Source organism: Neolewinella litorea (genome assembly GCF_004803465.1).
GTDB lineage: Bacteria > Bacteroidota > Bacteroidia > Chitinophagales > Saprospiraceae > Neolewinella > Neolewinella litorea.
This window is the reverse complement of the sequence record NZ_SRSF01000014.1, coordinates 32,284-57,148: the sequence shown is the minus strand read 5'-3', so window position 1 is coordinate 57,148 and position 24,865 is coordinate 32,284. Positions and strand designations below refer to the sequence as shown.

Below are 24,865 nucleotides of genomic sequence, written 5' to 3'. Positions count from 1 at the left end.
AAATCAGGTCGTAAGGAGCAGGGATAAGCGCGGTCGCAATATCTTTAAGCTCAAACAACCACGCTACCTGCTATCGGGGAACCTGAAGCAGGAGGCTGCATCTCGCTTAGCCGCTGCTCGGCTCGAAGCCGATGAGCGGGTAGAAAATAAGGTGAACGGGCCCGTCACCAATACACAACCGCAGCTATCGGTAAAACCCTTGCCGTCGGCTGCATTTCGCTGATGCAAAGGTATTAGTGGTAAACTTGATTATTCAACCCGAACTGTACGAAAGTCCGATTAATAAGGGGGCAAACCACCAGCTACTCCATCATGCACATTTGCCGCATGTACCTCGACCCGCCACACCCGTCCCAGCGTATCGGACAGGATACTGCGCTTGCGCCCGTTGACCCATTTACCACCGTCGATACCCCGTTGGTGACCGATCCGTGGCAGAAGTCGAACGCTCTGAGCATCAACTAGTAAGAGACTGGGGGAAGACGGTCGAGCAAAGACGAGTTCGCGTTCCCGCCGGTTGAGCGCGTCGTTCATCGTTTCCAGAGTATGGTCACGCGACCACTTGCTGAAGTAATAGTGGACTACCTGCCAGGGCGGAAATTGTCGGTCCAGGTTACGCCACTGGCAGCCGGTGCGCGTGACCCACAGGATGGCTTCAAAGACGTCGCGCAGGTCGTGTTTACGTTTGCGTCCGATGGGCAGAAAGGATTTAACTTCGTCCCACTGGCTGTCGGTCAACCGAGCGTACTGCTGGGTCATGTTTTGTGTAGTTTGGCGACTTACAAAACACGGCCGGCAGCCATCTTTCGCCTCACATAGAAGAAATCATAATTTTAGACACGCTCTAAGGTACATGCTGCTACCAATCCACCTATCCGGAAGTTTTTACCGATAAAATTTTGAGATGAGAGCTCTAGCTTTCTTTGTACTACTAATTTTATGCATAGGATGTAAAGGACAAAAATCGTCAACGATTAACGTTCATTCGCATCCAGCTAAATCACCTACTTTTCCTTTTGATATTACGTCCTCCCTGGATACGATCATTCAGATTGAGGGCAATCAGAATTATCAACTAGGAGGTAAGGTGTTAGTAAGATTTGCTGTTGATTACAGAGGACAAATTCTTTTTACAAATATCGCAAAAGCGGAGTTGAGTGACCCTGATGGAGTAGTAAAGGTGAGTTTTAGCAAGTTCGTAGTCGAGGAGGCAGGAGAGAACGATTATCTTATAGAGCCAATAATCTTGTTAGATAATAAACTTGATCTTCTATTAAGAGAGCAAATTATCTTCACCCCAAAACCAGATGGTGTAAGGCGAAATCAAACTTACAACCATGCTAGGACTTTGAAAGTGCTAGTCCAGTAATAGCGCCTTATGAATAGCGCCACGACGTCCCGCAGAACTGCGGGATGGACGGGGCGCGAATATTGGGCGGGATCTCCGAGACTGACATTGCGGTCGCGTTGATCCTGACTGCAGCAGGGGCTCAAGGTTACCCGCTTACCCCTTCCGCGGTCCTAGTTCGGGGCGAAAAGCGACCGAGCCAACCTGCGGCCGGAGCATCGGAGACCAGCCCATGGCTTCGCGCGTCCCCTGGATAGCCTGGCTCCGCCGTGCGTGCCCACGCTTCACGTAACTACCGCTAACTTGCAGGGAATGGATGAAACGTTTCGCGCCGAGCACCTGAGTTCCGATACCAGTCTGACTGCCGGCGGGAACTACCGCTTTCTGGGGCAGGAAACGGTAACTTTGGGCATTGGATGGACCGTACCAAAGGGCGCGGAACTGCTGGTCAATACCGTTCCCTGCGCTGAGCCTCGACTGGCCACCTACTATTACTACCTCACCGATCACCTGGGAAATAATCGGGTTGTGTTTGGAGATTTGGGTGATGATGGCTTGGTGGACAGTAGCGACATCGTCCAGGAAAACCACTATTACCCATTCGGACTGGCCATGGACGGAGCGTGGTCGCAGGGCGCTGAAGATGGGGAAAACCGTTACCGCTATAATAGTAAGGAGCTCAATCCAGACTTGGGCTTGTATGACTATGGGGCGCGGCACTATGATCCCACCATCGCTAGGTTCACATCCATAGATAGATTTGCCTCTAAGTACTCTTTTTAAACCCCATATGCTTATGCTGCTAACAATCCTGTAAAGTATATAGATGTTAATGGTGATAGTATTGCTATTCGCGTAGATGGAAGTAACGTTGCCTTTTACGAGAATGGGTCACTGTATAATCGCGATGGATCAGATTACACTGGCGCGGGAGTCAAAACGTTAAAAGACGGATCTACTAAGCTTACTGGTTTTCTCAAAAAAACTGTTTCAGCGTTGGATAAAATCAGGACAGGAGGTGATGCTGGGGATAACTTAATATCTACGCTCCAGTCAGACAGTGACATTTTTGTTGTTAGAGAAGGATATAATTCTACAACTGGCAGATTAGTCAGTTTTGATCCAACTAGCACTGAGGGTGGTTTGAACGAAAAAGGTGGCACATCAAGACCATCTTATTTAGGATTAGCACACGAATTAGCCCACGCTTTAGACTGGGATGATGGGTCTATTGACGCTGGTACGTGGGTGAAATATAGTGACGGTAGAACATCTACTAATGCGGAAAAGTATGCTTCTCATATTGAGAATCAAATAAGGGCTGAAAATGGTGTGCCGCTGAGGGCATACTATGGAATTGACAAAGGGGAAGGAGTGGGTCAATTAGTAGTACCCGGAACACGAGCTAGTGCTAATCAGGGTGTAATGATTAGAGGCATATACATCCCTTTTATCTATAAGAAATAATATGAAAAATGTAGCTGTAACGTTGTTTTTAGTAGTACTTCTTGCGTCTTGTTCTTCACAAAGAACAAGAGCCAGCAGCATTGAGTGTTCCTGGAAGGGGGAGCCAGTAATTTTTAGCAAAGAATACACGTCTCCCATTCAGTTGCCGCCTGGCTCAGAGCTGTTTACAGTTCAAACTGCAGATGTTGAAGAGGCGGAACTACTTCTCAGGGAGAAAAGGGAGCTGATAAACTCGGAGAACAACCACCTAAGTAACAATGAAGAGGATAAATACAAGTGCTACAGTAGACAGTATCTAGGCTATGTCAGCATAACTGGTGAAAAATTTGTTATCATCAATCTTTTAAACATTACCGCAGACAACAAGCAGCGATTTGAGGGATGGCAGAAGCGATTCTTTGTTGGGTTCGGCGATTTCTACGAAAGGAACACAATCAGATATGTGGCAAATATCAGTGACGGAGTTATATCGTTTTTGTAACTGTCATAAGTTGTAATTACATAACGCTAATTATACTCTCAATACGTCAGTGCTTGCCCCCCGCCCAATAAGGCGCACCAAAGCAGCCGCCCCTAAGGCGACTGACTGTGAGGCTTGGAATTACTCCACAACCTTCATCAGACTCTTCGATCTCAGAAAAGTATCCTACCAACCAAGCCCCATATAAACTAAGCAGAATTGGCTAGCAGCATACCTACGCTACCCCCCCCAATCGCACAGGTCAAACCGTACGTAGTAGACGTACAGGACGGTCAGCGGGGTGAAGGTGCGGCACCTGTTGTGCATCGACTGCATCCACCTGGTGGTCACAGCGCACGGGAGAAGAACAATAGGTGAGCTCCGCTGCAGCCCGCGGTGGTACCCCTAAAATCCCCCCAAATACTCATGCACGAACTTAATCGCCATGGCCCCCTCGCCCACGGCGGAGGCCACGCGGTTCATGGCCCCGCTGCGCACGTCGCCGGCGGCGAAGATGCCGGGCTGGCAGGTTTCCAGCAGGTAGGGGTTGCGTTCCAGGGGCCAGCTCTTGCTGCGTTCGGGGGTGGCCAGCAGGTCACGGCCGGTGATCACGAATCCGCGCTGGTCGGTCATGATCTGTCCCTGCTCCAGCCACTCGGTGCGGGGGCGGGCCCCGATGAAGATGAAGAGGGCGTCGGCCTCCACCTCCTCGGTGCTGTCGTCCTCCAGGTTCTGCAGGACGAGCCGCTGTACGCGGTCGTCGTCGCCGCAAACTTTCACCACCTCCCGGTAGCCCTGGACGGTGATGTTGTCGATCGACTCGATCTGCTCGATGAGGTAGCTCGACATACTGGCGGTGAGGTTGGGCTTACGCACCAGGATGGTCACCCGCTGGGCGAACTTGGAGAGGTATACCGCCCCCTGTCCGGCGCTGTTGCCGCCGCCGACGACGAAGACGTTGTGGTTCTCGCAGGCGCGGGCCTCGGTGGTGGCCGCCCCGTAGTACACCCCAGCCCCGTTAAACTTGTCGGCGCCCTCGGCCTCCAGCATGCGGTACTGTACGCCGGTAGTGAGGATGACGGACTTGGTGCGCACCCGGCTATCGTCGTCGAGGGTCAGGATCTTGTAGTTGTCGCGGATTTCGATGCCGGTCACTTCCCGGGGGCTCACCACCTCCACCCCGAAGCGGAGGGTCTGGGCCATGGCGCGGCGGGTGAGCTCCGAGCCCGATAGCCCGCTGGGGAAGCCCAGGTAGTTCTCGATACGGCTGCTGCTGCCGGCCTGTCCGCCCGGCGCCCGCTTTTCGATGACCAGGGTCTTCAGCCCTTCCGAGCCGCCGTAGACCGCCGCGGCCATGCCGGAGGGGCCGCCGCCGATGATGACCACGTCGTAGAGGTCTTCCTGCACCGTGGCGCTCATTCCCAGGGCCTCGGCCACCTCATCCAGTCCGGGGTCGCTGAAGGCCGTGCCGTCCTCCAGGATGACCAGGGGGAGTTCGGTCACCTTGCAGCGGTGGAGCTCCACCAATTCCTCGCCCTGCGGACTGCGGGCGTCGATCCACTCGTAGGGCAGCAGGTTGGCCGCCAGCCAGTCCTTCACGTTGTGCGACTTGGGGGAGTACTGGTAGCCCACCACCCGGATGCCCTCGAAGGCGGGGCGGTGGGTGAGCTTCCAGTCTTCGAGCAGCTCGGTCAGGATGGGGTAGAGCTTTTCTTCCGGCGGGTCCCAGGGCTTGAGCAGGTAGTAGTCAAGCTGCACCTCGTTGATGGCTTTGATGGCGGCGTCGGTATCGCTGTAGGCCGTCAGCAGTACCCGCTTGGCGTTGGGGTAGTGGGGCTTGGCCTTTTCCAGAAAGTCTACGCCGAGCATGTCCGGCATCCGCTGGTCGGAGAGGAAGAGGGCGATGGTTTCCCCTTTTTTCTTGAGGTCCTCCACTGCCTGCAGCGCCTCTTCCACCTGGGTGGTGCTGATGATGCGGTAGTCTTCCTGGTACCGGCTGCGCAGGTCGCGCTTGAGGGATCGGAGAACCTGCTGGTCGTCGTCGACCGACAGAATGATGGGTTTACGGTCTCTGGCCATGGGAATGAAGGTGGAGGTTAAAAATGGTCCGCGTACCCTTTAACGCGGGGAAAGGAAAAACGGACTACTACTGGACCGGAAAGCAAACCTTGAATACGGTGCAGCCCGGCTTACTGCTCAGGCTCACCGACCCGTTGTGGTGGTCGATCACGCGCCGCACGATGTCCAGGCCCATGCCGGTGCCCTCCCCGATACCCTTGGTGGTGAAGAAGGGCTCGAAGATGCGGCTCTGGATATCCTCGGGGATGCCGGGCCCGTTGTCCTCCACTTCCACGCACACACAGTCGCGCTCGTGAAACGTACGGATGACGAGGCGTCCGCCGCTTTGGGGCAGGGCGTCGATGGCGTTGCTGAGCAGGTTGGTCCAAACCTGGTTGAGCTCCCCGGCCAGGGCCTTAACGGGGGGGATGTCCTGGGCCAGTTTCTTTTGCAGGGTGATGTTTTTCTTCTTCAGGACGTGGTTGAGCATAGTCACCGTCGAGCGGATGCCCTCGTGGATGTCCACCGGCTCCAGGCTGGGCTCCTGGTCCATGTGGCTGTAAACCTTGATCGACTGCACCAACTCGGCGATGCGGTTGCTGGCGGCCTGGATTTCGGTGACCAGCGACTCGGTGGTCAGGTTGGTCTCTATCCACTGCAGGACGGGGGAGAGCGCCTCCCGGGGGATGACCTCCGCGATCCGGTCGAGGTGTTCGACGGTGAAGTGCCAGTCGGCAAAGGTGTCGACCAGGGTAGCGATCTCGGCCACGCCGTGGTCCGCCAGCCAGTCGTTGATGTCGTCGCTGCGTTCCTCCCTTTCCATCAGCCCCAGTTCGGGCTCGTCGGGGGCGGCGGCCACCCGCTCGAAGAGGATCTCGTTGATCCGGTCGACGGCCGACTCCTCCACCCGCATGGTGATGGCCGCCTTGAAGCGCTCCGGCGTCTGCACCAGGTGGCGGTGCAGTTCGCGGCTGCTGCGGACCATGGCCGAAGCCGGGTTGTTAAGCTCGTGGGCGAGCCCGGCGCTCATCTTGCCCAGGGCCATGAGCTTTTCGTCCATCAGGCGCATCTGCTGGAAGTCGCGCACCCGATTGGTCATGACGGTCACCAGGGCCTGCGTAAGTTCGTAGCTGATGTTGACCATCTCCACGAAGCAGCCGCGGTGCAGGAGCAGCACGTAGGTGTCTTCGAGGCAGACGCCGTCGGCCTGCGTGTCCTTCATGCGGCTGAACGGGAGCACGCCCCCCACGGCCGGGGCCTTCCACATGCCGAGTTCCTGCTTGCGGCCCTTGTTCTCCCGCCGGACGACGTAGCCGCCCCGCAGCAATACCTGCATGTGGTCCGCTTTCTGCCCCGCCTGGAAGATGGGGGTGTCCTTGGGATACATCACGTAGTCCGACCGGTCAATGAGCCACTGCAGCGCCTCGTCTTCTACCCCTTCGAAGAGGTCGAAGGCGCGCAGCTGGTCCAGCAGATCGGGGGTTTTTTCAATTTTTTTCACGGGGGCTAAGCTTGGTGGAAATTAAGGGGATCAGTCGGACAGGCCCAGTACGGCGCGCAGTCCGTCGGTAGCGTGCACCAACTGCTCTTCGGTGACCTCCCCGATCCGGCGGATCATGCGTTTCTCGCTGATGCTGCGTACCTGGAAGCAGTCGGCGCTGCTGGCCTTTTCCAGCCCGGTGCGGTCGTCGCCCGGCAGGGGCACCATCCAGGGCACGAGCCGGTAGTGTTCCTTCCAGTTGGTGATGGGCGCCACGATGCGCAGGGGCAGCTTGCCCACGCCGTTCGCGCTGACGATCAGGGCCGGGCGCTTCTTCGCGATCTCGGCGCCGATGGTGGGATCCAGGTTGATCAGCCAGATTTCTCCCCGCTTCATTCGCTTTCGCTTTCGTGGTCCAGGCATTGAAAGCACAGCAGGTCGTCGTCTTCCCGGTACTCCAGGTTCATGACGTCGGCGGCTACCGCCATCAGGGTGCTGCGGGGCAGGATGCCGTCGGCGCTCAGTTCGTTGAGTAGCCGTTCCAGCAGGTGCAGTTTTTGGTGGGTGGTCAGGGCGGTGAGGTCGGGCAGCGGGGCTTCCATACTGCGCTTAACGTGCAAAGCGGCCCAAGGTGCGGCTTCCGGCGGCTTTGTCGGCGCGGCCGCGGGTGCCGTAGCCGGCGCAACGGGCCGGGGGGCGTGGTTCGTCGACAATCCGCCTTGGGTGATCGGGAAAAATTGCAGTAGGTGCAACGCCGCCCGCATCTTGACGTCATTCAAGGTAACTACCTCATTTACAACCGTTCATTCAATTATCCAGCCATGTTCACCCTGCTCTTATCCCTCCTCCTCAGCACCGGCGTCCCCGCCCCCGAAATTCCGACGGACGACGCCGCTACTCCACTCATCACCCGCTCCGTCATTGACGACGAAGACCTCGAACTCACCGTGGCCAACCTCGAACGCCAGAAGACACTGGTGCTCATGACCGACCTCAAGACCGACGAAGTGCTCTTCACCAAGCGCGTGATCAACCACAACGGCTACAGCGTCCGCCTGGCACTGGGCGAGCTGCCCGAAGGCCGCTACGTGATCTCCGTCAAGACGGGAGACGTAGTGCGCCAGCAGATCATCATGAAGACCGAGAACGGAATCCTGTGCAGTGCCTGGAAGTAATCCGGCTCACCGGCAATCCACGGGGAGGTAACGGGCGTTAGGGTCGCATGCGAATCCTACTGCTCTGTTGCCTCCCCGTTTTCGTGTTGATCTCCTCCTGCGGCGATGACGTGCCGCCCGTGCCCAAGCCCCGCTCCTATCCCCGCGTCGACTACCCCGAGCGGGCCTACGTACCCCTGGCGGCCGACTACTGCCGCTTCACCTTCGAGCGGCCGTCCTCCACGGAGGTGGTTCAGGAAACCACCTTTTTCGACGAGGCCCCGGCCGACCCCTGCTGGTTCGACCTGCGGCTCGACCCCGCCCTCAACGGCAACATCCACTTCAGTTACTACCCGGTCACCTCCTACGCCCAGTGGGAGGAACTGCGCGACGAGGCCTTCCAGCTCGTGGGCGTACACAACCAGCGCGCCAGCGACATCGAGGAGATCGTGATCCACCGCGACTCCGCCGACGTGCACGGCGTGGCCTTCGACATTGCGGGGCCCGCCGCCAGTCCGTTCCAGTTCTTTCTTACCGACACCACCCGCCACTTCCTGCGCGGTGCCCTGTACTTCGATACCCAGGTGAACCCCGACTCCCTGGCCCCGGTGATTGAGTACGTGAAGGAGGATATCTACCGCATCGTGGAGACGCTGGAGTGGAATTGAGCGCAGGCAGCTAATTAGCGAATCTTCGCCCCTGCTTGCGTAAATTGCCCGCAATGAATGCCAAAACCGCCAATGAGCGCATCATCTTCGGGCTGAAAGTAAAGCAGCTGCGCCTGCAGCAGGGCTTCAGTTTCGACCAGCTGTCGAAGCAGGCGGGGATCTCCCTTTCCTACCTCAACGAGATCGAAAAGGGGAAGAAATTCCCCAAGCGCGATAAGGTCGAACAGCTGGCCGCGGCCCTGGGCACCACCGCCGGCGACCTGACCAACGGTGAGCTGGGGCGCGAGTTGGCCCCCGTGAGCGAACTGCTGCAGTCCAACTTCCTCAACGAGCTGCCCCTCGAGCTTTTCGGCATCGAACTGAGCAAGGTGGCCGAGATCATCGCCGCTGCGCCCCTGCAGGTCGGCGCCTTCATCAGCACCCTGCTGGAGATCAGCCGCAGCTACGCCCTGCGGGAGGAGAACTTCTACTTCGCGGCCCTGCGCTCGTACCTGGAACTGAACGCCAATTACTTTCCCGAACTCGAGCGGGCGGTGGAGACCTTCGCCGAGCAGTTCAACCTGCCGGGCATCCGCCCCCTGCCGCCGCGGGTACTGGCCGAGCTGCTCGAAGACCGCTACGGCTACGAGATCGTACCCCACGGGCTCGACGACCAGCCGGCCCTCTCCGGCCTCCGCTCGGTCTACCTCCCCGAATCCGGCCGCCTGCTGCTCAACGGCAAGCTGAGTCCGGTGCAGCGCAGTTTCCAGTTCGGCAAGGAGATCGCCTTCAACTACCTAAAGCTCAAGGAGCGGGCCAATACCAGCAGCATCCTGCGGGGGCGCGTCTTCAGCGAGGTGCTCAACCACAGCAAGGCCACCTACTTCAGCGTGGCCCTCCACCTGCCGCTGCGGACCTTCACCGAGGCCCTGCGCGGCTTTTTTCAGCGCCCGCGGTGGGAGCCCGCCGCCTTTCTGGAGCTCATGCAGCGCTTCAACGCCACCCCGGAGATGTTCTACCACCGGATGACGAACGTCATCCCGCAGTTTCTTGGACTGCCCGAACTGTTTTTTCTCCGCTTTTCGCACGACCAGGGTACGGACAACTTCGTCATTGACAAGGAACTTCACCTGAGCCGCCGGCACCACCCCCACGAAAGCGGCCTGCTGGAGCATTACTGCCGCCGGTGGATCAGCATCAGTCTGCTGCGTACGCTCAGTGCCGACAGCCGCGATCACCTCCGCATCGAAGCCCAGCGCAGCCGCTACTACGGCACCGACGACGAATACCTCTGCATCACCCTGGCGCGCACGGATTACCCCCGGGCCGGCCAGAACGTCAGCGTCACCCTCGGTATCCTCATCAACGACCGGGTGCGGGAGGAGATCGCCTTCGTCGACGACCCGGCCATCCCCCACGTCGTGGTCAATACGACCTGCGAGCACTGCCCGATCGAGGACTGCCAGGTACGCGCCGCGCCGCCCACGGTGGTACTGGCGCGGGAACGGTACCGCGCGATGAAGGAAGCCCTGGCCCGGCTTTCGTGACCCGGCCGGCCTAACCTATTCCACCGCCCGACAGCCGCTGCAGCGCCCGACTGAGGTCCAATCGGTCCTGATCCATCACCGCCACGGCCCACCCCTGCAACTGCGCGCGCTGGGCGAGGTACTCCTGCTCCGTCTGCCCCGGCGTGGGGATCAGGACGGCCTTTTTGCCCAGCGCGCGCAAGTCCATCAGCGTGGAGTAGCCCGAGCGGGCCACCACGAAGCGGGCGGCGGTAAGGAGGGAGGAAAGGGTATCGGTATCGGCGAAGTTCACGATCTCGAAAGGGTGATCGCCCGCCGGCGGCGGGGCCTCCTCCGGCAGGCCGCGCACCACCTTCACCGTGGCGGACAGCGCCGCCAGCTGGGGCAGCAGGATATTCTCCAGACGGGTACGCATGGGTTCCGGACCGGAGAGCAGCGCGAGCAGGTCGAAAGGCTCCGTGCCGGGCCGCGGACGGAGATGCGGCAGGGGACCGATGAAGCGGACGTTCTCGAAACCGGAGGGGTCGGACAGCTTACCACTCAACCGCCCGTGGTCGGGATCGTCCGGGACCCAGTACTCCGAGAAGCGGCCCAGTTGCCAGCGATACACGGCGGAAGCCGGCGCGAAGTGGGTGATGGGGTGCAACTGATGGGTCAGAAAAATGGAGCGCACCTCCGGGTGGTAGCAACCGAAGCGGCTGTCGGAGACGATCTGGTCGATGCCGAGTTCCTCCACGAGCTGGGCCGTGGCGCGGTGTTCGCGGCGGACGGTCCGCGCCCAGCCCCAGGCCTGGCGGGCCACGTTCCACTTCATGTTCTTGCTGGGGTAGCTGACCTCGTAGGCGGGTAGTTCGTGCACGACCCGGCCGGGCAGTTCGCGCCGCAGCATCTCCGCCGCCGGACCGCTGCTGGCCCAGCTTACCCGTTGCCCCTCCGCTTCCAGGCGGCGGGCCAGGGAGAGGCTGCGGGCGGCGTGGCCGAGCCCCCAGTCGAGGGGAGTAAGTAAGGTATGCATGGCGGCGGAAAGATCGGGGGAAGAAGCCGGCGGACGGCAAAAAAGTTGTGCCCGCCGCGGCCCCTGCGACTAGAAGCGGTACCGCACCACCGCCCGCACGGCGCGCGGCGCGCCCGGGGTAAAGTGGATCTCCTCCACCGGCTCGGTCTCCGTACGGAGGCGGGAGAGCGTGGCAAACTGCGTTTCGTTCCAGTCGACGCCCAGCAGGTTTTCGGCGGTGAGCCCGAGGGAAAGCCGGCGAATGGTATAGTTCACGTTGGCGTCCAGCAGGAAATAGCCCTCCGCGACGATGGAGTTGTCTTCGTTGGCCGGCCGGTCGTTGACGAAGCGGTACCGGAGGCCACCGGACAGGCGGTCGCGCAGCACGTTCAGTCCGCCGGTGCTCGTCAGGTCGGGGGCCAGGGGAATGTAGTTCGCCCCTTCGGGTTCCCCGATGCTGCGCGCCAGGGCGTAGTTGAGGTCCGCGTCAGCGAACAGCCAATCCGTGATCTGGTACCGCAGTCCGAAGTCGACCCCCACTCGCCGGCTTTCCCCGCTCGGCTCCACGATGCCGGCGTCGCCTACGTAGACGAACTCCTGCTCCAGGTACAGGTACCACAGGGCGGCGTTGAGGTGCAGGCGCGGCGTGGGACGGAATATCCCGCCCAGGTCGGCGCCGTAGGCGGCGGGGAGGATGGCGTCCGCGCTGCGGTCGAGCACCACCCGGCTGTCGTTGGCGTGAAATCCGATGCCGGTTTTCAGGAAGACCTGGGTGCGGTCGTTGACGGTGTACAGGAAATTGAGTTTCGGGCTAACGGCCGTTTTCCGCTGCTCCTGCCGGTCGTAGGTGGGCTGCAGCCGGTCCACGTAGTTGAAGACAAAGTGGTCCACGCGCAGCGCGGGGTTGATGAGCAGGTCGCCGATCTCGAAGTCCGCGGCCGCATAGGCGAAGAGGTTAGTCTCGTCGATGTCGCCGTACTGCAGCCGTTCGAGCAGCGTTTCCCGGTTTTTGGTGCGGCTCAGGGCCACTTCGTCGTTGTTGTCATACCGCAGTCCCAGTCCGACCTTAAGGGTGCCTTCCCCGGTGTCGGTACGGAAGGCGTGTTGCAGTTCGGAGTTGACGCCGGCCAGGGCGCGGTCTTCCGATTGGCGGATCTGGTCGCCGTTCACGGGATCGACCAGGAAGAAGGTAAAGTTCGAGTACAGGTCGAAGGCATAGCGGCTGTAGTAGGCTTCCGTTTTGACGAAGGTGTTGCGGTCCACTACCCGCAGGAACTGTCCCGCGACGTTGGTCCGGCTGGTAAAGCCCCCTTCCGTATCGTCGATGGCCCCGAAGCGCCCGATGGTGCCGTCCGCCACGGCCCGCCCGGGGATCTGGCCGGAGGCGTCCCACTTGCTGTCGAAGTGGGAGGCCAGCACCGATACCTTGCTGCCGGAGGCCAGGTCGGCCGTGTAGCGGCCCATCAGGTTGAGCCGACTGAAGTGCTGGCTGGACACGAAGGGGCCGTCGGAGAGCAGGTACTCCGTGGCCAGGTAGGCGTGGCCGGTAGGACCGTCGAGCAGGTCGAAGAGTCCTACTGTGCGCAGGGTATTGAAGGACCCCACCTCGGCGGTGAAGAGGGAGCCGTCCAGCTTTTCCTTCAGCGAGAAGTCGACGTAGCCCGCCGTGGCGAAGTTGCCGTGGTCGGCGTAGTAGGGCCCTTTGCCATAGTCGATCTTTTCGATGGTTTCCGGGATGAGGAAGTGCAGGTCGGCGTAGCCCTGTCCGTGGGCGTGACTGACCATATTGACGGGCATGCCCTCCACCGAGATGGCCACGTCGGTACCGTGGTCGATGTCGAAACCGCGCAGGAAGATCTGCTCCGCCTTGCCGCCGCCGGCGTGCTGTCCGATGATGAGCCCCGGAACGCGCCGCAGGACGTCCTGCGCCGAATTCACCGGCCGCAGCCGCGCGTCGATGTCGGTGGCCACGTTGATCGAGCGCAGGTCGGGCCGCACGGTGATGGCCTCCAGGTCGAAGAACGATTCGCTGAGAACCACCTCCAGTTTCTTGTTGTCGTCCGGCACCGGTACCACCCGGGTGCGGTACCCCAGGTAGGTCACCCGCAGGGAATCGCCCGCCGCCACGCCCTCGAGTTCGAAGTTGCCCAGTTCGTTGCTGTGGGTGTGGTGCTCCGAATTGAGGTGAATGATGTAGGCGCCGATGATCGGGCTCCGGTCGGCGGCCAGTACGCGACCCGTCACGCCCTGGCCGAAGCAGGTAGTCGCCAGGCAGGTCGCCAGCAGGGTCAGTAAACAGGTTCTCATGGGGTGGTATTTACGGACTCGTCCGGGGGTGTGGTTTCCGATTCCGCCAAGAACCGGAGCATCGTCTCCTCCAGATAGGACGCCTGCAGCGCGATGGTGGGCAACTCGAAGATGCGGGGCAGCGGTACCTCCAGGGCGAAGGTATCGCTGATGCGTGCGGCCAGGCGAATGGCGGTCAGACTGTGCCCGCCCAGGTCGAGGAATTTGTCGTGGCGCCCGATCTCCTCGCGCGCCAGTACCTCGCACCAGATACCGGCAAGCAGTTCCTCGATCTCTCCCTCCGGGGCCGCGAAATCGGCGGGCCGCTCCGTCGGCAAGGCCACTTCCATCTCGGCCAGCGCCCGCCGGTTCACCTTTCCGGCTGGGGTGAGCGGCATCTCCCGGAGGGCAATGAAGCGCTGCGGGATGCTGTAGTCGGGCAAGTGGTGTTGGAGGTGCGCCCGCAGTTGCTGGGCGGGCAGGTCCGCAGGGGACGTGTAGTAGGCCACCAATTGCTCGTCGTCGAGCACGACGGCCACCGCCGTGACGTTCGGGTGCCCGGCCACCAGATTCTCTATTTCGTCGAGCTCGATGCGGTGGCCCCGCCACTTTGCTTGCCGGTCCGCCCGCCCCAGGAACTCCAGGTCGCCGGCGCCGTTCCAGCGGGCGCGGTCGCCGGTACGGTACAGGCGTGCGCCGCCCCCGGCCCGCTGCGTCGCGAACCGCTCCGCCGTAAGCTCCTCGCGCTGCAGGTAGCCCTCTGCCAGACAAATGCCGCCGAGAAAAAGCTCGCCCGTCGTTCCCCGTGCGGCCAGGTTCCCCTGGGCATCCAGGACCCAGGCCTCGGTATTGGCAATGGGTCGCCCGATCGGGACGGCGGGTCCTTCGCCCTCTTCGGGTCCCGTATAGGTTTTGATGATGCAGCCTACGGTGGCCTCCGTGGGGCCATATTCGTTGATGATCGCGGCCGTGGGGGGCAGGTGTTCCCGTATTTCGCGGGCGAGGGGGGTGGTCAGTTGTTCGCCGCCCACGATCAAAGTGCGCAGCCGGTGGGCGCGCAGGTCCATTCCCCGCAGCAGGGCCAGGTGGGAGGGGGTCAGCTTCACCACGTCGCAGCGGTCGTCGTGCATCACCTGTACCACCGCCAGGTCCGGGATGCCGGGCGGCGGTTCGGAGTAAATTTCCAGCCGCCCCCCGCACGCCAGCGGCGTGAACAGGCTAGTGACCGTCAGGTCAAACCCGATGGTCGTGAACAGGGGGAACACCGGTTTCGGGCCGGTTACGTAGTGCCGGAGCGCGTGGTCGATGTAGTTGACCAGGGCCGTGTGCCCGATCACCACCCCTTTCGGTTGCCCCGTTGATCCCGAAGTGTACATCACGTAGGCGGGGGCATCGGTGCGGCGGCGCGCGGGTGCCGGGGAAGCGTGGCGGAGCGGCGGGGCTTGGTTCTCGTCGATCAGCATTGTGGCCACGCCACGGTCGCGGAACCGATCCAGGCGATCGGGGTCGGTAATGACCAGCGCCGCGTCCGTTTCGCGCAGTATATGCTCTAACCGGCCGTCGGGCGTGTCCGTGGGCAGGGGAACATAGGTATACCCGGCCTTCCAGCAGCCCAGAATGGCTACCAGGAGCCCGGGGCTCCGCGGCAAGGACAGGCAAATGATGCGCTTGCCGCCCTCCAGATCGTCGTGAAGTCGTTGGGCCAGCCGGTCGGCTCGCTCATTCAGTTCCCGGTAGGTGGTGCTGCCGCCGGGGTAGCTCAGGGCGGGATCATCGGCGTATCGGGCGGCGGCGGCTTCAAAGAGCTGGAGGACGTCCGGGGTGGGAACCGGATAGGTGGGTCCTACCGAGTGACCGGCAATGGCCCGCAACTCGTCGTCATTCCTCCCGTTGACGGACGCCACCGGTCGGGCGGGGTCGGCCAGACAGGCATCCACCAAAGCCAGAAATTGATCGGGGATGCGCTCGATCTCGGCGGGCGTAAATACCACCCGGTTAAGGATGAAATCCAGCCTCAGATCTTGCGTTCCGGCCGGATGATAAGCGCGCAGCGTAAAGTGGTGATCGGGGTCGGCGTGACCGGTGCTATGCCAAGTCGTCCGGCACGTCACATCGGGGGCCAGGTCGTCGAATGCAGCGTCGCAGTACTTTAGGACAACCTGGATTCCGGGGGAGGATAGGGCGGAGGGGTGGAAAGCGGCAAAAGCCTCCCCGTGCCGCGCCAGTAGATCCAGGAAAGTATCCGTAGCCCGTACCAAAGCATTGAATGGCGGGATTTGGCCGAGCCGATTTGGCAGGGTGGTTGGCCAGTGGCCGGTAGGAGTACCGATGGTGATATTCTCTTCCCCCCTTAAGCGGTGGACGTAGGCGGAGAGCAGGGCTGAGAGGGTTACGTCCATCCGGTCGCCCAGGCTACGCAGGCCCTGAACGCGGTCAGCGCCAAGGTGCAGGGAGCGACTTGCCACCGCGGTGTGTCCGGCGGGGTTTTGACGGCCGGACTCGAGCGGGGGTTCATTTCCCGAGGGGGAAGCCGGATAATCAGGCTGTTCCCCTTCGGATTCCGAAGAAGGCCGGGGCGCGGGAGCCCCGAAACCTGGCTTTGGGGGAGTTCCTCCGGCACCGGCGCGTGCCGCATACAAAGAAGCCAGACGGCGGTACTGCGCGGCCACTCCCCAGGGGTCGGCGATGAGTTGGTGCTGGTTCAGGTAAAACAGGTGGTTATCCGGAGCCAGGCACAGCAGGGCGGCGTCGTAGCAGCAGCGGTCCAAGGGAATAAGGCGGGCACTGCGTTGGCTCACCCAATCCTCGGAATCCACTACCGAACCGGTGAGGACATCGAGGCCGGGGCGTTGGTCGGCCGGAATAGTGCCCTGGCGTACCCCCCCCCGAACCGGCACGAATACCGTGGCCATGCGGTCGTCTTCCCGAGCCAAAGCCGCAAAAGCCGCCGCGAAACGCTCTCGGTCCAGGGGGCCTTGCAGCTCAAACGTATAGGCACATTGGTACGCGGGCGAATCCGGCGTGCGTTGCTGCCACATATACAGTGCGGATTGAGCCGGGGTGAGGGGGGATAAAGTCATGGTAGATCAGCCGTTAACCAACAGTGGAGGCGGTAATATTTTGCCGGGTGGGTGCTCATAACCAGGGGCGTTCATGAAGACGTGCGTTCCTGGTACAGTTACGGTGTACTGCCGCATTTTGGGTTTGATCGTCTCCCGGAAGTAGAAGAAGGACAACTTCAGCGTATCCTGCATAGGCAGGTTGGAAGCGTTAATGCCCAATATAATGCGGTGGGGGAACAGTTATACCCGGGAAAGGGGACCATGGCGACAAGTTAGAGCCGTGGAATCACTTTTTACGTTGGGTTTCGGGAATGACGGATAGACGCACCACGTTCTTTTTGAGGTCCTGAAAGATCAGCCGGATAAATCCGGGGATACGCTATTTTCCGTATTGATTTACGTACACCCATGCTTTTGATCCGGACGGCCTTCGCTTTTTATTGCCGGCTACCCACCCTTACCTGACCTGGGCCGGGACTCGCGTTATTCCGCGACCGGCCACCTTAGGGAGGCCTGCAAAGGGCCTGCTTTTGCGTGGGATATTAGGGGTGCTTTCAATTGCCGCCGGTCCGGGTTGCCGGCGCACGGGTGCAGCCTGCTTTTTTTTTGAATCACGAATTATGTCGCAAGGGTCTTTACTAAGCAAATGGCTGAACCGCAGCAAGGTCACCGATCCACCCGCCGCCGCGGAGGAAAAAGGAGGGGGCGGCATCTATCCGCTTTCCCGGGGACAGGAACGCCTGTACTTTCTGGCGCAGGCCTACCCCGGCAACCCCTTTTACAACTACGCCGAACGCGTGGTGATCGACGGGCGGCTGGACCGCGATCTGCTGCGTACGTGCTTCGAAGCGGTAGCCACCCGACAGGAAATGCTGCGGACCACCTTCACCGAGGGCGACGACGGGCCCCGGCAGGTCGTAGGCCCCGATCCGCTGCTTTCCTGGGAAGTGCGGGAGATGCCCGACAGTGAGGAAGCCGCCCGGTCCGTCATGCTCGAAAATGCCCGGCAGCCCTTCGATCTGGCACACGGCCCACTGACCCGCCTGTTGCTGCTCCGCAAGACGGACAGCTCCCACGTATTGATCATTACCCAGCACCATATCCTGACCGATAAAACTTCCATGCAGATCCTGCTGGAGGAGGTTGCCCGGGAATACGATCGCCGCATCGCAGGGAGGGAGCAACAGTCCGCCCCCCTGAAGGTGTCGTACGGCGCCTACGCCCTGCGCCAGCGGGAGCGCGCGGCCGATCGGGCCCTGGACTACTGGAAGACCCAACTGCAGGACGTGCCGACCGTGCTGGCCCTGCCCACCGACCGTCCGCGGCCCCGCGAACAGCGGTACCGGGGAGCCTACGCAAGCGGTAAACTGACCGCCGAACTTAGCGCACGCGTCCGGGAATCTTGCCGGGAAAGCGGGGTGACCCCCTACGTTTACCTACTCTCCGCCTACCTGCTGATGCTGCACCGGTACGGCGGACAGGCCGATCTGCTGGTGGGCACCCCCGTCACCAACCGCGATACCCTGGAGCTGGAGCGCCTGATCGGCTTCTTCAACGAAACGGTCCTGATCCGCTCCCGCCTCAAGGAAACGGTTACTTTCACCGACTGGGTGGCGGAGGTAAAGGCCACAATGCTCGACGCCCTGGAGCACAGAAATGCCCCTTTCGAGGCCATCGTGCGTGAACTCAATCCGGTCCGCCTGCCGGGTACCAATCCCCTCTTCCAGGCGATGTTCATCCTGCACCACGGCCCCGGGGACCTGAGCCTGACGGAAGGCGTAAGAATGCGGCTGGAACCCCTCGACCTGGGTGTGTCGAAATTCGACCTGACGCTCTTCGTGGCCGATTCCGGTGAAGAATTTTCGACCATTTTTGAATACGCCACGGATCTATTCGAGGCCGACCGCATCGAAAGGTTGACGGGCCACCTCACCCGCATCCTGGAACAGGTGACCCGCGATCCCAGGCTCCGGGTAGGCGAGATCGATCTGGTGCCGGCCCCGGAACTTGAGTTGCTGCGTCACGTGAGTGGCTCCGCGGAAGCTGCCGCGCTCCCCCCCGCACGGTTTCTGGATGACCGGATAGCGGAAGTCGCCCGGCACCATCCCACTGCCCCCGCGGTAGCCTGCGGCACGGAACAGCTTACCTACGCGGAACTCGAACGAAGAGCCAACGCGCTGGCCTTTACGCTACAACAGCGGGGCATGGTCGCCGGAGCGGTGGTAGCCCTGCACGTCGGGCGCGGGATAGATACCGTCGTCGGCCTGCTGGGCATCCTCCGGGCCGGCGGCGCCTATCTGCCCCTGGATCCTGAATACCCCGCCGAGCGCAGGAGCTATATGCTCGACGACAGCGGGGCGCGGTGGCTGGTGGGAGACGGATCGCTGTCGGATTTCGCGCCGGGCCCTGACGTCGACGTAATTCGGCTCGACGCGCTGGACGGGGCGGAAGTACAGGTCAATTCCCGGGTAGAAGGCCGGTCACTTGATGATCCCGCCTACCTCATCTACACCTCCGGCAGCTCGGGCAGGCCCAAGGGTATCGCGATCACCCACCACCAACTCGCCTCCAGCACGGACGCGCGAGCGGAGGTGTATGGCGGCGGCCCCGCGGCCTTCCTGCTGTTGTCTTCCTTTTCCTTCGACAGTTCCGTGGCGGGGATCTTCTGGACCCTCACCACCGGCGGAAAACTCGTGGTGGCCCCCGCGCGGGCCGAGCAGGACATGGAAGGACTGGCCCGCCTCATCGCTCGGGAAGGAATCACACACTCTCTGCTGTTGCCTACCCTTTACGACCATCTGGTCGACCTGGCGGACCCTGAGCTGCTGCAGAGCCTGGAGACCGTCATCGTAGCCGGGGAAGCCTGCGCGGGCACCGTGGTGGAACGGCATTTCGCCCGCTTGCCGGCCACAGCACTGTACAACGAGTACGGCCCCACCGAAGCCACCGTCTGGGCTACGGTTCACCGCCTCACCGCCGGGGATGCCGCCGGCGGGGTGCCCATCGGGCGACCCATTCCCGGCGCCGAAGTTCACCTCATCACGCCAAACGGGCGGCTGGCCCCCCTTGGGGTGCCCGGCGAGCTCTGTATTGCGGGTGCCGGGGTAGCCGACGGGTACTGGCACCGGCCCGCCCTCACCGCGGAGAAGTTTACCCCGCTGCAACTGCCGGATGGTGCCTCCGTCCGCGTCTATCGTACCGGAGACCGGGCCACTTACCGCGCCGATGGTAATCTGCTATACCTGGGCCGTATGGACCGGCAGGTCAAGATCCGGGGCCACCGCGTGGAACTGGAGGAGATCCGTAACCACCTGTTACAGCTGGATGGGGTGGGTGACGCCGAAGTCAGAATCAGCGACGGGGGACAGCTGCTGGGCTACCTGTTGACGGAAACCGACCCGGACCTCTCCGCCCTGCGGCAGGAGTTGCTGGAGCAGCTGCCGGCTTACCTGGTGCCGGCGCGCCTGCTGCGCCTGGAGGCCTTCCCCCGACTGCCCAACGGCAAGGTAGATATACAAGCCCTCCCCGATATTACGCCGGACGATGCGGCCCCGGTAAGTGAAGACAAATTCGCAGCACCGGCCACCGCCACGGAGACTACCCTCCTCGAGATCTGGCGGGAGTTGCTGGGCACCCGGCAGATGGGCGTAACCGACAACTTTTTTTCCCTCGGCGGAGACTCCATTCTCAGCATCCAACTGCTGGCGCGGGCCCGCCGCGCCGGACTGCAATTTTCGCCCACCGCCGTATTCGACCGGCAGACCATCCGCGCGCTTGCCGCCGTGGCCCGTCCGACGGGGCCGGAAACGGAGACCGAGGCCTTCTCCGGCCCCGTGCCCCTGACGCCCATCCAGGAATGGTTTTTCGAAGAGCACCAGGCCGCTCCCCACCACTGGAATCACGCCTGGCGTCTGCAATTGCCCGGCCCCGTAGACCCCGCCGGGATAGCCGACGCGATCGAAGCGATTGCGTCCGCGCACGGCGGCCTGCGGCAGAATTTCAGCCGGGAGTCATTGGGTTGGCGGGCTACGATCCGGCCCTACCACCGCGGAGAGGCCTTCCAGCATTTCTCGGAACGGGAAGGGGGTGAGGCGGCCCAACTGGCGCGTATCCAGACGGAATGGAAGCTGGAAAGCGACCCGCTGTTCCGGGCGCTGCTGTTCACGCGGTCTGAAACGGGCGATGGAGCTACGCTTTATCTTCTTGCGCACCACCTGGTCATCGATATGGTGTCGTGGCAGACCATCCTGCACGACCTGGCCGGCCACCTCCGTGGCGAAGCGGGAAGCGGCCAACCCACCGGCGCCTCGTTCCACCGGTGGCCCCAGCAACTCGATAAGTGGGCCTCGGAGAAGAAATTTGAGGAGGACCTGAGCTTTTGGCAGCAGCAGGCTACCACTGCCTTGCCGACCGAGCTGCCCGGCAGTCTACCCGTCAAACAGGCTACGGTAGCTACTGTATCGGGGAGGCTGGGGGAAGCGGCTACCCGCGACTTCCTGCAGTCGGCCAACGAAGCCTACGGAACCCGCCCCGAAGAGTTACTGCTTGCCGCGCTGTTGCGCACCCTCGCTTCCTACACCGGCAGCGGCCGGCAGTGCCTGAACCTCGAACGGCACGGCCGCGAACCCCTTGACAGCGGGCTGCCGATTGAGGAAACGCCGGGCTGGTTCACCGTTTCCTATCCGCTGACCTTCGCTCCGGGATCGGACGCCGACCCGCGGGAAGCCATCGTTGCCGTCAAGGAACAGCTGCGGGCCGTCCCCAACAAGGGCCTGGGCTACGGCGTGCTGCGGTACCTGGCTCGGCAGCCGGGACTGGAGCAGTCGCCCGCCGTTTATTTCAACTACCTCGGCCAGCAGGACAATGCTTTCGATGCCCGGCTCGGGACGGTTAAGTTTGTCCGCGACGGGCTCCGGCATCCGAACGGAGAAGTCAACCGCGTATGGGAGATCAACGCGGCGGTAGAGGAAGGACAGCTGACGATCTATTGGTCGTATAGCACTTCACTGCACTACCCGGCGACGGTGGCCGGCCTGGTCGACGCCTGCCTGCGTGAACTGACCGAACTGCTGGACCATTGCCGTACCGTTGACGAGCCGGTACTGACCCCTTCCGATTTTCCCGATTCCGGACTCGACCAAAGCGACCTCGAAGGTTTGCTCGGCGAATTAAACCTGTAACAGATGTCCGCGACCAAGCCCAAGATAGAGGCCATATATCCCCTGAACCACCTCCAACGGGCCTTGCTGTTCCATCATTTGTCGTCTCCCACCGACGATGAGGGGCTGATCCAGACCCGCTGCCGGCTCCGCGGCCCGCTCGACCGCGATGCCCTGAACGCGGCCTGGGAAAAGACCTGTCTGCGCCACCCGCCCCTGCGGGCGTCGGTACACTGGGAAAAGGTCTCCCGGCCGGTATGGGTGGTGCACCCCCGGGTGGAGGGGGCGGTGGAATACCACGACTGGAGCGACCGGGGCGACACCGAGCAGCGCCGGGCCATCGCGGACTATCTGCTGGAGGATCGTCGTCGCGGACTCACGCTCGACAAACCGCCCGCCGCCCGCCTCGCGCTCGTGCGCCTGGGGCCGGAAGAGCACTTTTTCAACTGGACGAGTCACCACTTGCTACTGGACGGCTGGTCATCCGGGGTCGTCCTCCGGGATTTCCTGGCGTACTATGCCGCGGAGCGTGGTGACGGCCCCGGAGAACTCACCCCTATCCCCGATCTGAAACCTTACCTCCGTCACGTGCAGGCGCAGGACGCCGGGGCCCGCGAACGGTACTGGCGCGAACGCCTCTCCCGGATGGAAAAGCCCAGTTTGCTGCCCGCCGCCGAGGGGGAGCAACGCAGCCTCTCCACCACCTTGGAACCGGACGTCCGGGATGGTTTCGTGGCCTACTGCAAGCGGCAGGAGGCGACGCAGAACGCCGTTCTGCAGGGCCTTTGGGCCATGATGCTGGGCCGGTACCTGCAGACCGAAACCGTCTGCTTCGGGATCTCGGTAAATGGCCGGCCACCGGAGGTCGCGGGGATGGACGGCGTCGCCGGCATGTTCGCCCGCATCCTGCCGAAGGTGGTGCAGCTGGGGACAGACGACCTCTTCCAGCGCATCCAGGGGCAGAGCGCCCGGGACAGCGCGCAGCAATACGTGGAGCTGGACCAGATCGCGGAGTGGAGCGGCGGCGACGGACTACCCTTCAACTCCCTGCTGGCCGTGCAGAACTACCCCTGGACCGAACTGGCCGGCGGTGGTCTCCGCGTGGCGGAGTTCGGCGGAGACCTGACATCCCGGTACCCCGTTACCTGCATGGTGCTGCCCCGCGAAGATTGGGAGGTGAGCCTTCGCTACCGGGAAGGCGTGCCGGAGGACTTGGCCCGGTGGCTGCTCAATGGCTTCCTGGACCTGATTCGGGCGGTCGCCGGACTGTCCGACCGAAGTCTGCCCGATCCTGAAGACCTGCCCCCGCCCCCGCTGGTCACTACGACCCCGGCCGCGGCGGCCCAACGACCGCCCTACGTGGCCCCCTCCAACGGGACGCAATTGCGGCTGGCGGGCTTGTGGGAACAGTTGTTGCCGGTGGATACGGTGGGCATCGACGACAATTTTTTCCACTGCGGCGGGACTTCCCTGGCGGCCCTCCGGCTCTTTGCGCGGCTGGAACGATTGACCGGCAACAACATCCCGCCCAGCAGCCTGCTGCTGCACCCGACCATCCGCCAGCTGGCCCGCTTCCTCGACGCCGGCGAGGCGGCCTCCGAGTGGAACAACCTCGTACCCCAGCGCGTAAGTGGCACCCTGCCCCCGCTGTTCTGCTTCCACGGTGGCCTGGGCTACGTGCTGATGTACCAGTCGCTGACCCGCCATCTACACCCCCAGCGGCCGGTGTATGCCCTGCAGCCCAACGGCATCGACGGCCGCTCCGAGCTCGACGGCAGCATCCAGGAGATGGCCGCCCACTACCTGGCGGAGATCGACAAGGTGGGGGCCCCCGACCCACTCATCCTGCTGTCCTACTGCTACAGCGGTGCAATTTGCGTGGCCATCGGACGCCTCCTGCTTGACGCCGGCCGTCCGGCACCCGTCATCATCGGCGCCGACATCGACCCGCCCGGCATCCTAGATCAGGGCGGTCAAAAGAACTGGCGCAAGCCGGGGTCGCTGGCCTGGTACTGGGGCCACCTGCGGCTTGGGCGGTGGACGGACATCCAAGAGCAGCTGGCCGGCGAGGTTCTGCCCGAGCGAGTCATGGGAGAAAACCTGCGCCTGCGCCTGCGCGCCCGCCGCCTGAAGGACGGACTGGTCGCTGCATTCCGCAGCTACCGCGCTCCCGACTACGGCCACCCGATCTGTCTGCTGCGAAGCCAGGAACTGCGGCAGTGGCCCAGCCACTCTTTCGTGATCGAAACCTGGCGGCGGATCTCCGGGGACCAGCTCACCATCCAGGACGTGCCCGCCGGGCACGCCGAACTATTCCAGGAGCCGGCGGTAGCCGAAACCGCGCGCCTGGTCGAGTCCTACATCGAGAGCCGCACCGCCACCGCCACCGCACCACCCGCGCGGGCCACCAGCGACCCCGCCAAGTGATCCGTGTGTTCCACATCCGCAACGATGTCCGCCTGCCGGAGCAGGAGTGGACGCGACGCTGCCGGACCCTGCCCAAAGAAATACAACGGGACCTGAACCGTTACCGGCGCTGGCAGGACCGGCAGGCGGGCTTGCTGGGTAAATTGCTCCTGCGCTACGCCGCAAAGAAAATTGACGCTGCGCTCCCTGAACTGTCGACGCTGGCCACTGGCGCGTACCGGCGACCCTATTTCCCCTATCGGCCCGATTTTGATTTTAATATCTCCCACACCGACGGCCTGGTGGTGTGCTGCTCCGCGGTGGGGATGGGCCGCCTGGGCGTGGACGTAGAAAGGGTAGGGGAGGTGGACCTGGGGGAATTCCGCCGGGTCTTCACCGCTGAAGAATACGCCCAGCTGCAAAGCTCACCCGACCAGGTGACGGACTTTTACCGCCTCTGGACGCGCAAGGAGGCCGTGATGAAGGCCGACGGGCGGGGTTTTTCGCTGGACCCGGCGGACATCAATTGCCTGCCGGAGCGCATCGGGGTGGACGGTACACACTATACGGTGCGCGAGCTGCACCTTCGGCCCGGATACGCCGCTCACCTGGCCGCGCGTACCCTTCCCGAGGTGACGGTGCATGAAGTATCGCTGGCGGAACTGCATTAGGGCGCGCCCGCGGGTGCCGTGCTTCGTAACCCAACCGCCGGGCCGGTCGGCACCACTACGGCACCCGCTGCAACAGCCACCAGAGCCATGAAGGTGTTATTTTGTGCGGAAAAGCGAATCCATGCGCCTGGCTACCGTACTCTTTTG

General features: G+C 62.3%; 19 protein-coding genes. 11 read left to right on the top strand and 8 right to left on the bottom strand.

Annotation, left to right across the window (positions count from 1 at the left end; all coding sequences use genetic code 11):
- Positions 1-223: hypothetical protein (locus E4021_RS18325; protein ID WP_211097056.1), on the top strand; the 223-nt coding region annotated here is incomplete at its 5' end.
- 56 nt (positions 224-279) lie between these two features.
- Here the strand turns inward: E4021_RS18325 and E4021_RS17245 are convergent.
- On the bottom strand, positions 280-759 hold the full coding sequence (locus E4021_RS17245; protein ID WP_136460656.1) for a transposase: 480 nt from the start codon (positions 757-759) through the stop codon (positions 280-282).
- A 145-nt stretch (positions 760-904) separates the two neighbouring features.
- Here E4021_RS17245 and E4021_RS17240 point away from each other — a divergent pair, with 145 nt between their 5' ends.
- The 4 genes from E4021_RS17240 (at position 905) to E4021_RS17225 (ending at position 3,296) form a co-directional block, all read left to right on the top strand.
- Complete coding sequence (locus E4021_RS17240; protein ID WP_136460654.1) at positions 905-1,369, top strand: hypothetical protein; 465 nt, start codon at positions 905-907, stop codon at positions 1,367-1,369.
- Positions 1,370-1,660: 291 nt separating this feature from the next.
- A complete protein-coding gene (locus E4021_RS17235) occupies positions 1,661-2,131 on the top strand; it encodes an RHS repeat-associated core domain-containing protein (protein WP_136460652.1) in 471 nt (156 codons plus the stop codon).
- Positions 2,132-2,170: 39 nt separating this feature from the next.
- Positions 2,171-2,815 carry a M91 family zinc metallopeptidase gene (locus tag E4021_RS17230; protein WP_136460650.1) on the top strand — a complete coding sequence of 215 codons (645 nt, stop codon included), beginning with the start codon at positions 2,171-2,173 and terminating at the stop codon, positions 2,813-2,815.
- 1 nt (position 2,816) lies between these two features.
- Positions 2,817-3,296, top strand: coding sequence for a hypothetical protein (locus tag E4021_RS17225; RefSeq protein WP_136460648.1), 480 nt, complete (start codon positions 2,817-2,819; stop codon positions 3,294-3,296).
- Positions 3,297-3,680: 384 nt separating this feature from the next.
- On the opposite strand, the gene E4021_RS17220 is transcribed toward E4021_RS17225, so the two are convergent.
- From E4021_RS17220 to E4021_RS17205, 4 genes are all read right to left on the bottom strand, one after another.
- Complete coding sequence (locus E4021_RS17220) at positions 3,681-5,354, bottom strand: FAD-dependent oxidoreductase (RefSeq protein WP_136460645.1); 1,674 nt, start codon at positions 5,352-5,354, stop codon at positions 3,681-3,683.
- 67 nt (positions 5,355-5,421) lie between these two features.
- Positions 5,422-6,834, bottom strand: coding sequence for an ATP-binding protein (locus E4021_RS17215; RefSeq protein WP_136460644.1), 1,413 nt, complete (start codon positions 6,832-6,834; stop codon positions 5,422-5,424).
- A 30-nt stretch (positions 6,835-6,864) separates the two neighbouring features.
- The gene (locus E4021_RS17210; protein ID WP_136460642.1) at positions 6,865-7,209 is read right to left on the bottom strand and encodes a type II toxin-antitoxin system PemK/MazF family toxin; all 345 of its coding nucleotides are present in this window, start codon (positions 7,207-7,209) and stop codon (positions 6,865-6,867) included.
- Entirely contained in the window at positions 7,206-7,433 is a 228-nt protein-coding gene (locus E4021_RS17205) for a hypothetical protein (protein ID WP_136460640.1), read from the bottom strand. The genes E4021_RS17210 and E4021_RS17205 overlap by 4 nt, the downstream gene beginning before the upstream one ends.
- Before the next feature lie 201 nt (positions 7,434-7,634).
- Here E4021_RS17205 and E4021_RS17200 point away from each other — a divergent pair, with 201 nt between their 5' ends.
- The 3 genes from E4021_RS17200 to E4021_RS17190 are packed head-to-tail and all read left to right on the top strand — an operon-like array spanning position 7,635 to position 10,161.
- Positions 7,635-7,988, top strand: coding sequence for a hypothetical protein (locus tag E4021_RS17200; RefSeq protein ID WP_136460638.1), 354 nt, complete (start codon positions 7,635-7,637; stop codon positions 7,986-7,988).
- A 47-nt stretch (positions 7,989-8,035) separates the two neighbouring features.
- On the top strand, positions 8,036-8,635 hold the full coding sequence (gene gldD / locus E4021_RS17195; RefSeq protein ID WP_136460636.1) for a gliding motility lipoprotein GldD: 600 nt from the start codon (positions 8,036-8,038) through the stop codon (positions 8,633-8,635).
- A gap of 53 nt (positions 8,636-8,688) precedes the next feature.
- Positions 8,689-10,161, top strand: a complete 1,473-nt coding sequence (locus E4021_RS17190) for a helix-turn-helix domain-containing protein (RefSeq protein ID WP_136460634.1) — start codon at positions 8,689-8,691, stop codon at positions 10,159-10,161.
- Between the two features lie 10 nt (positions 10,162-10,171).
- Here E4021_RS17190 and E4021_RS17185 read toward each other — a convergent pair whose 3' ends face one another.
- The 3 genes from E4021_RS17185 to E4021_RS17175 form a co-directional block, all read right to left on the bottom strand.
- Positions 10,172-11,155 (bottom strand): glycosyltransferase, encoded by a 984-nt coding sequence (locus E4021_RS17185; RefSeq protein ID WP_136460633.1) that lies wholly within the window; start codon positions 11,153-11,155, stop codon positions 10,172-10,174.
- Positions 11,156-11,224: 69 nt separating this feature from the next.
- Positions 11,225-13,441, bottom strand: a complete 2,217-nt coding sequence (locus E4021_RS17180; RefSeq protein WP_136460631.1) for a TonB-dependent receptor — start codon at positions 13,439-13,441, stop codon at positions 11,225-11,227.
- Complete coding sequence (locus E4021_RS17175) at positions 13,438-16,500, bottom strand: non-ribosomal peptide synthetase (RefSeq protein ID WP_136460629.1); 3,063 nt, start codon at positions 16,498-16,500, stop codon at positions 13,438-13,440. Before E4021_RS17175 ends, E4021_RS17180 begins: the two co-directional genes overlap by 4 nt.
- 602 nt (positions 16,501-17,102) lie before the next feature.
- Here E4021_RS17175 and E4021_RS17170 point away from each other — a divergent pair.
- Genes E4021_RS17170 through E4021_RS17160 form a run of 3 tightly spaced genes read left to right on the top strand, consistent with a single transcriptional unit; the run spans position 17,103 to position 24,718 of the window.
- Entirely contained in the window at positions 17,103-21,662 is a 4,560-nt protein-coding gene (locus E4021_RS17170; protein ID WP_136460628.1) for a non-ribosomal peptide synthetase, read from the top strand.
- A gap of 3 nt (positions 21,663-21,665) precedes the next feature.
- On the top strand, positions 21,666-24,068 hold the full coding sequence (locus tag E4021_RS17165) for a condensation domain-containing protein (protein WP_136460627.1): 2,403 nt from the start codon (positions 21,666-21,668) through the stop codon (positions 24,066-24,068).
- Positions 24,065-24,718 carry a 4'-phosphopantetheinyl transferase family protein gene (locus E4021_RS17160; RefSeq protein ID WP_136460625.1) on the top strand — a complete coding sequence of 218 codons (654 nt, stop codon included), beginning with the start codon at positions 24,065-24,067 and terminating at the stop codon, positions 24,716-24,718. The genes E4021_RS17165 and E4021_RS17160 overlap by 4 nt, the downstream gene beginning before the upstream one ends.
- Positions 24,719-24,865: the final 147 nt, after the last annotated feature.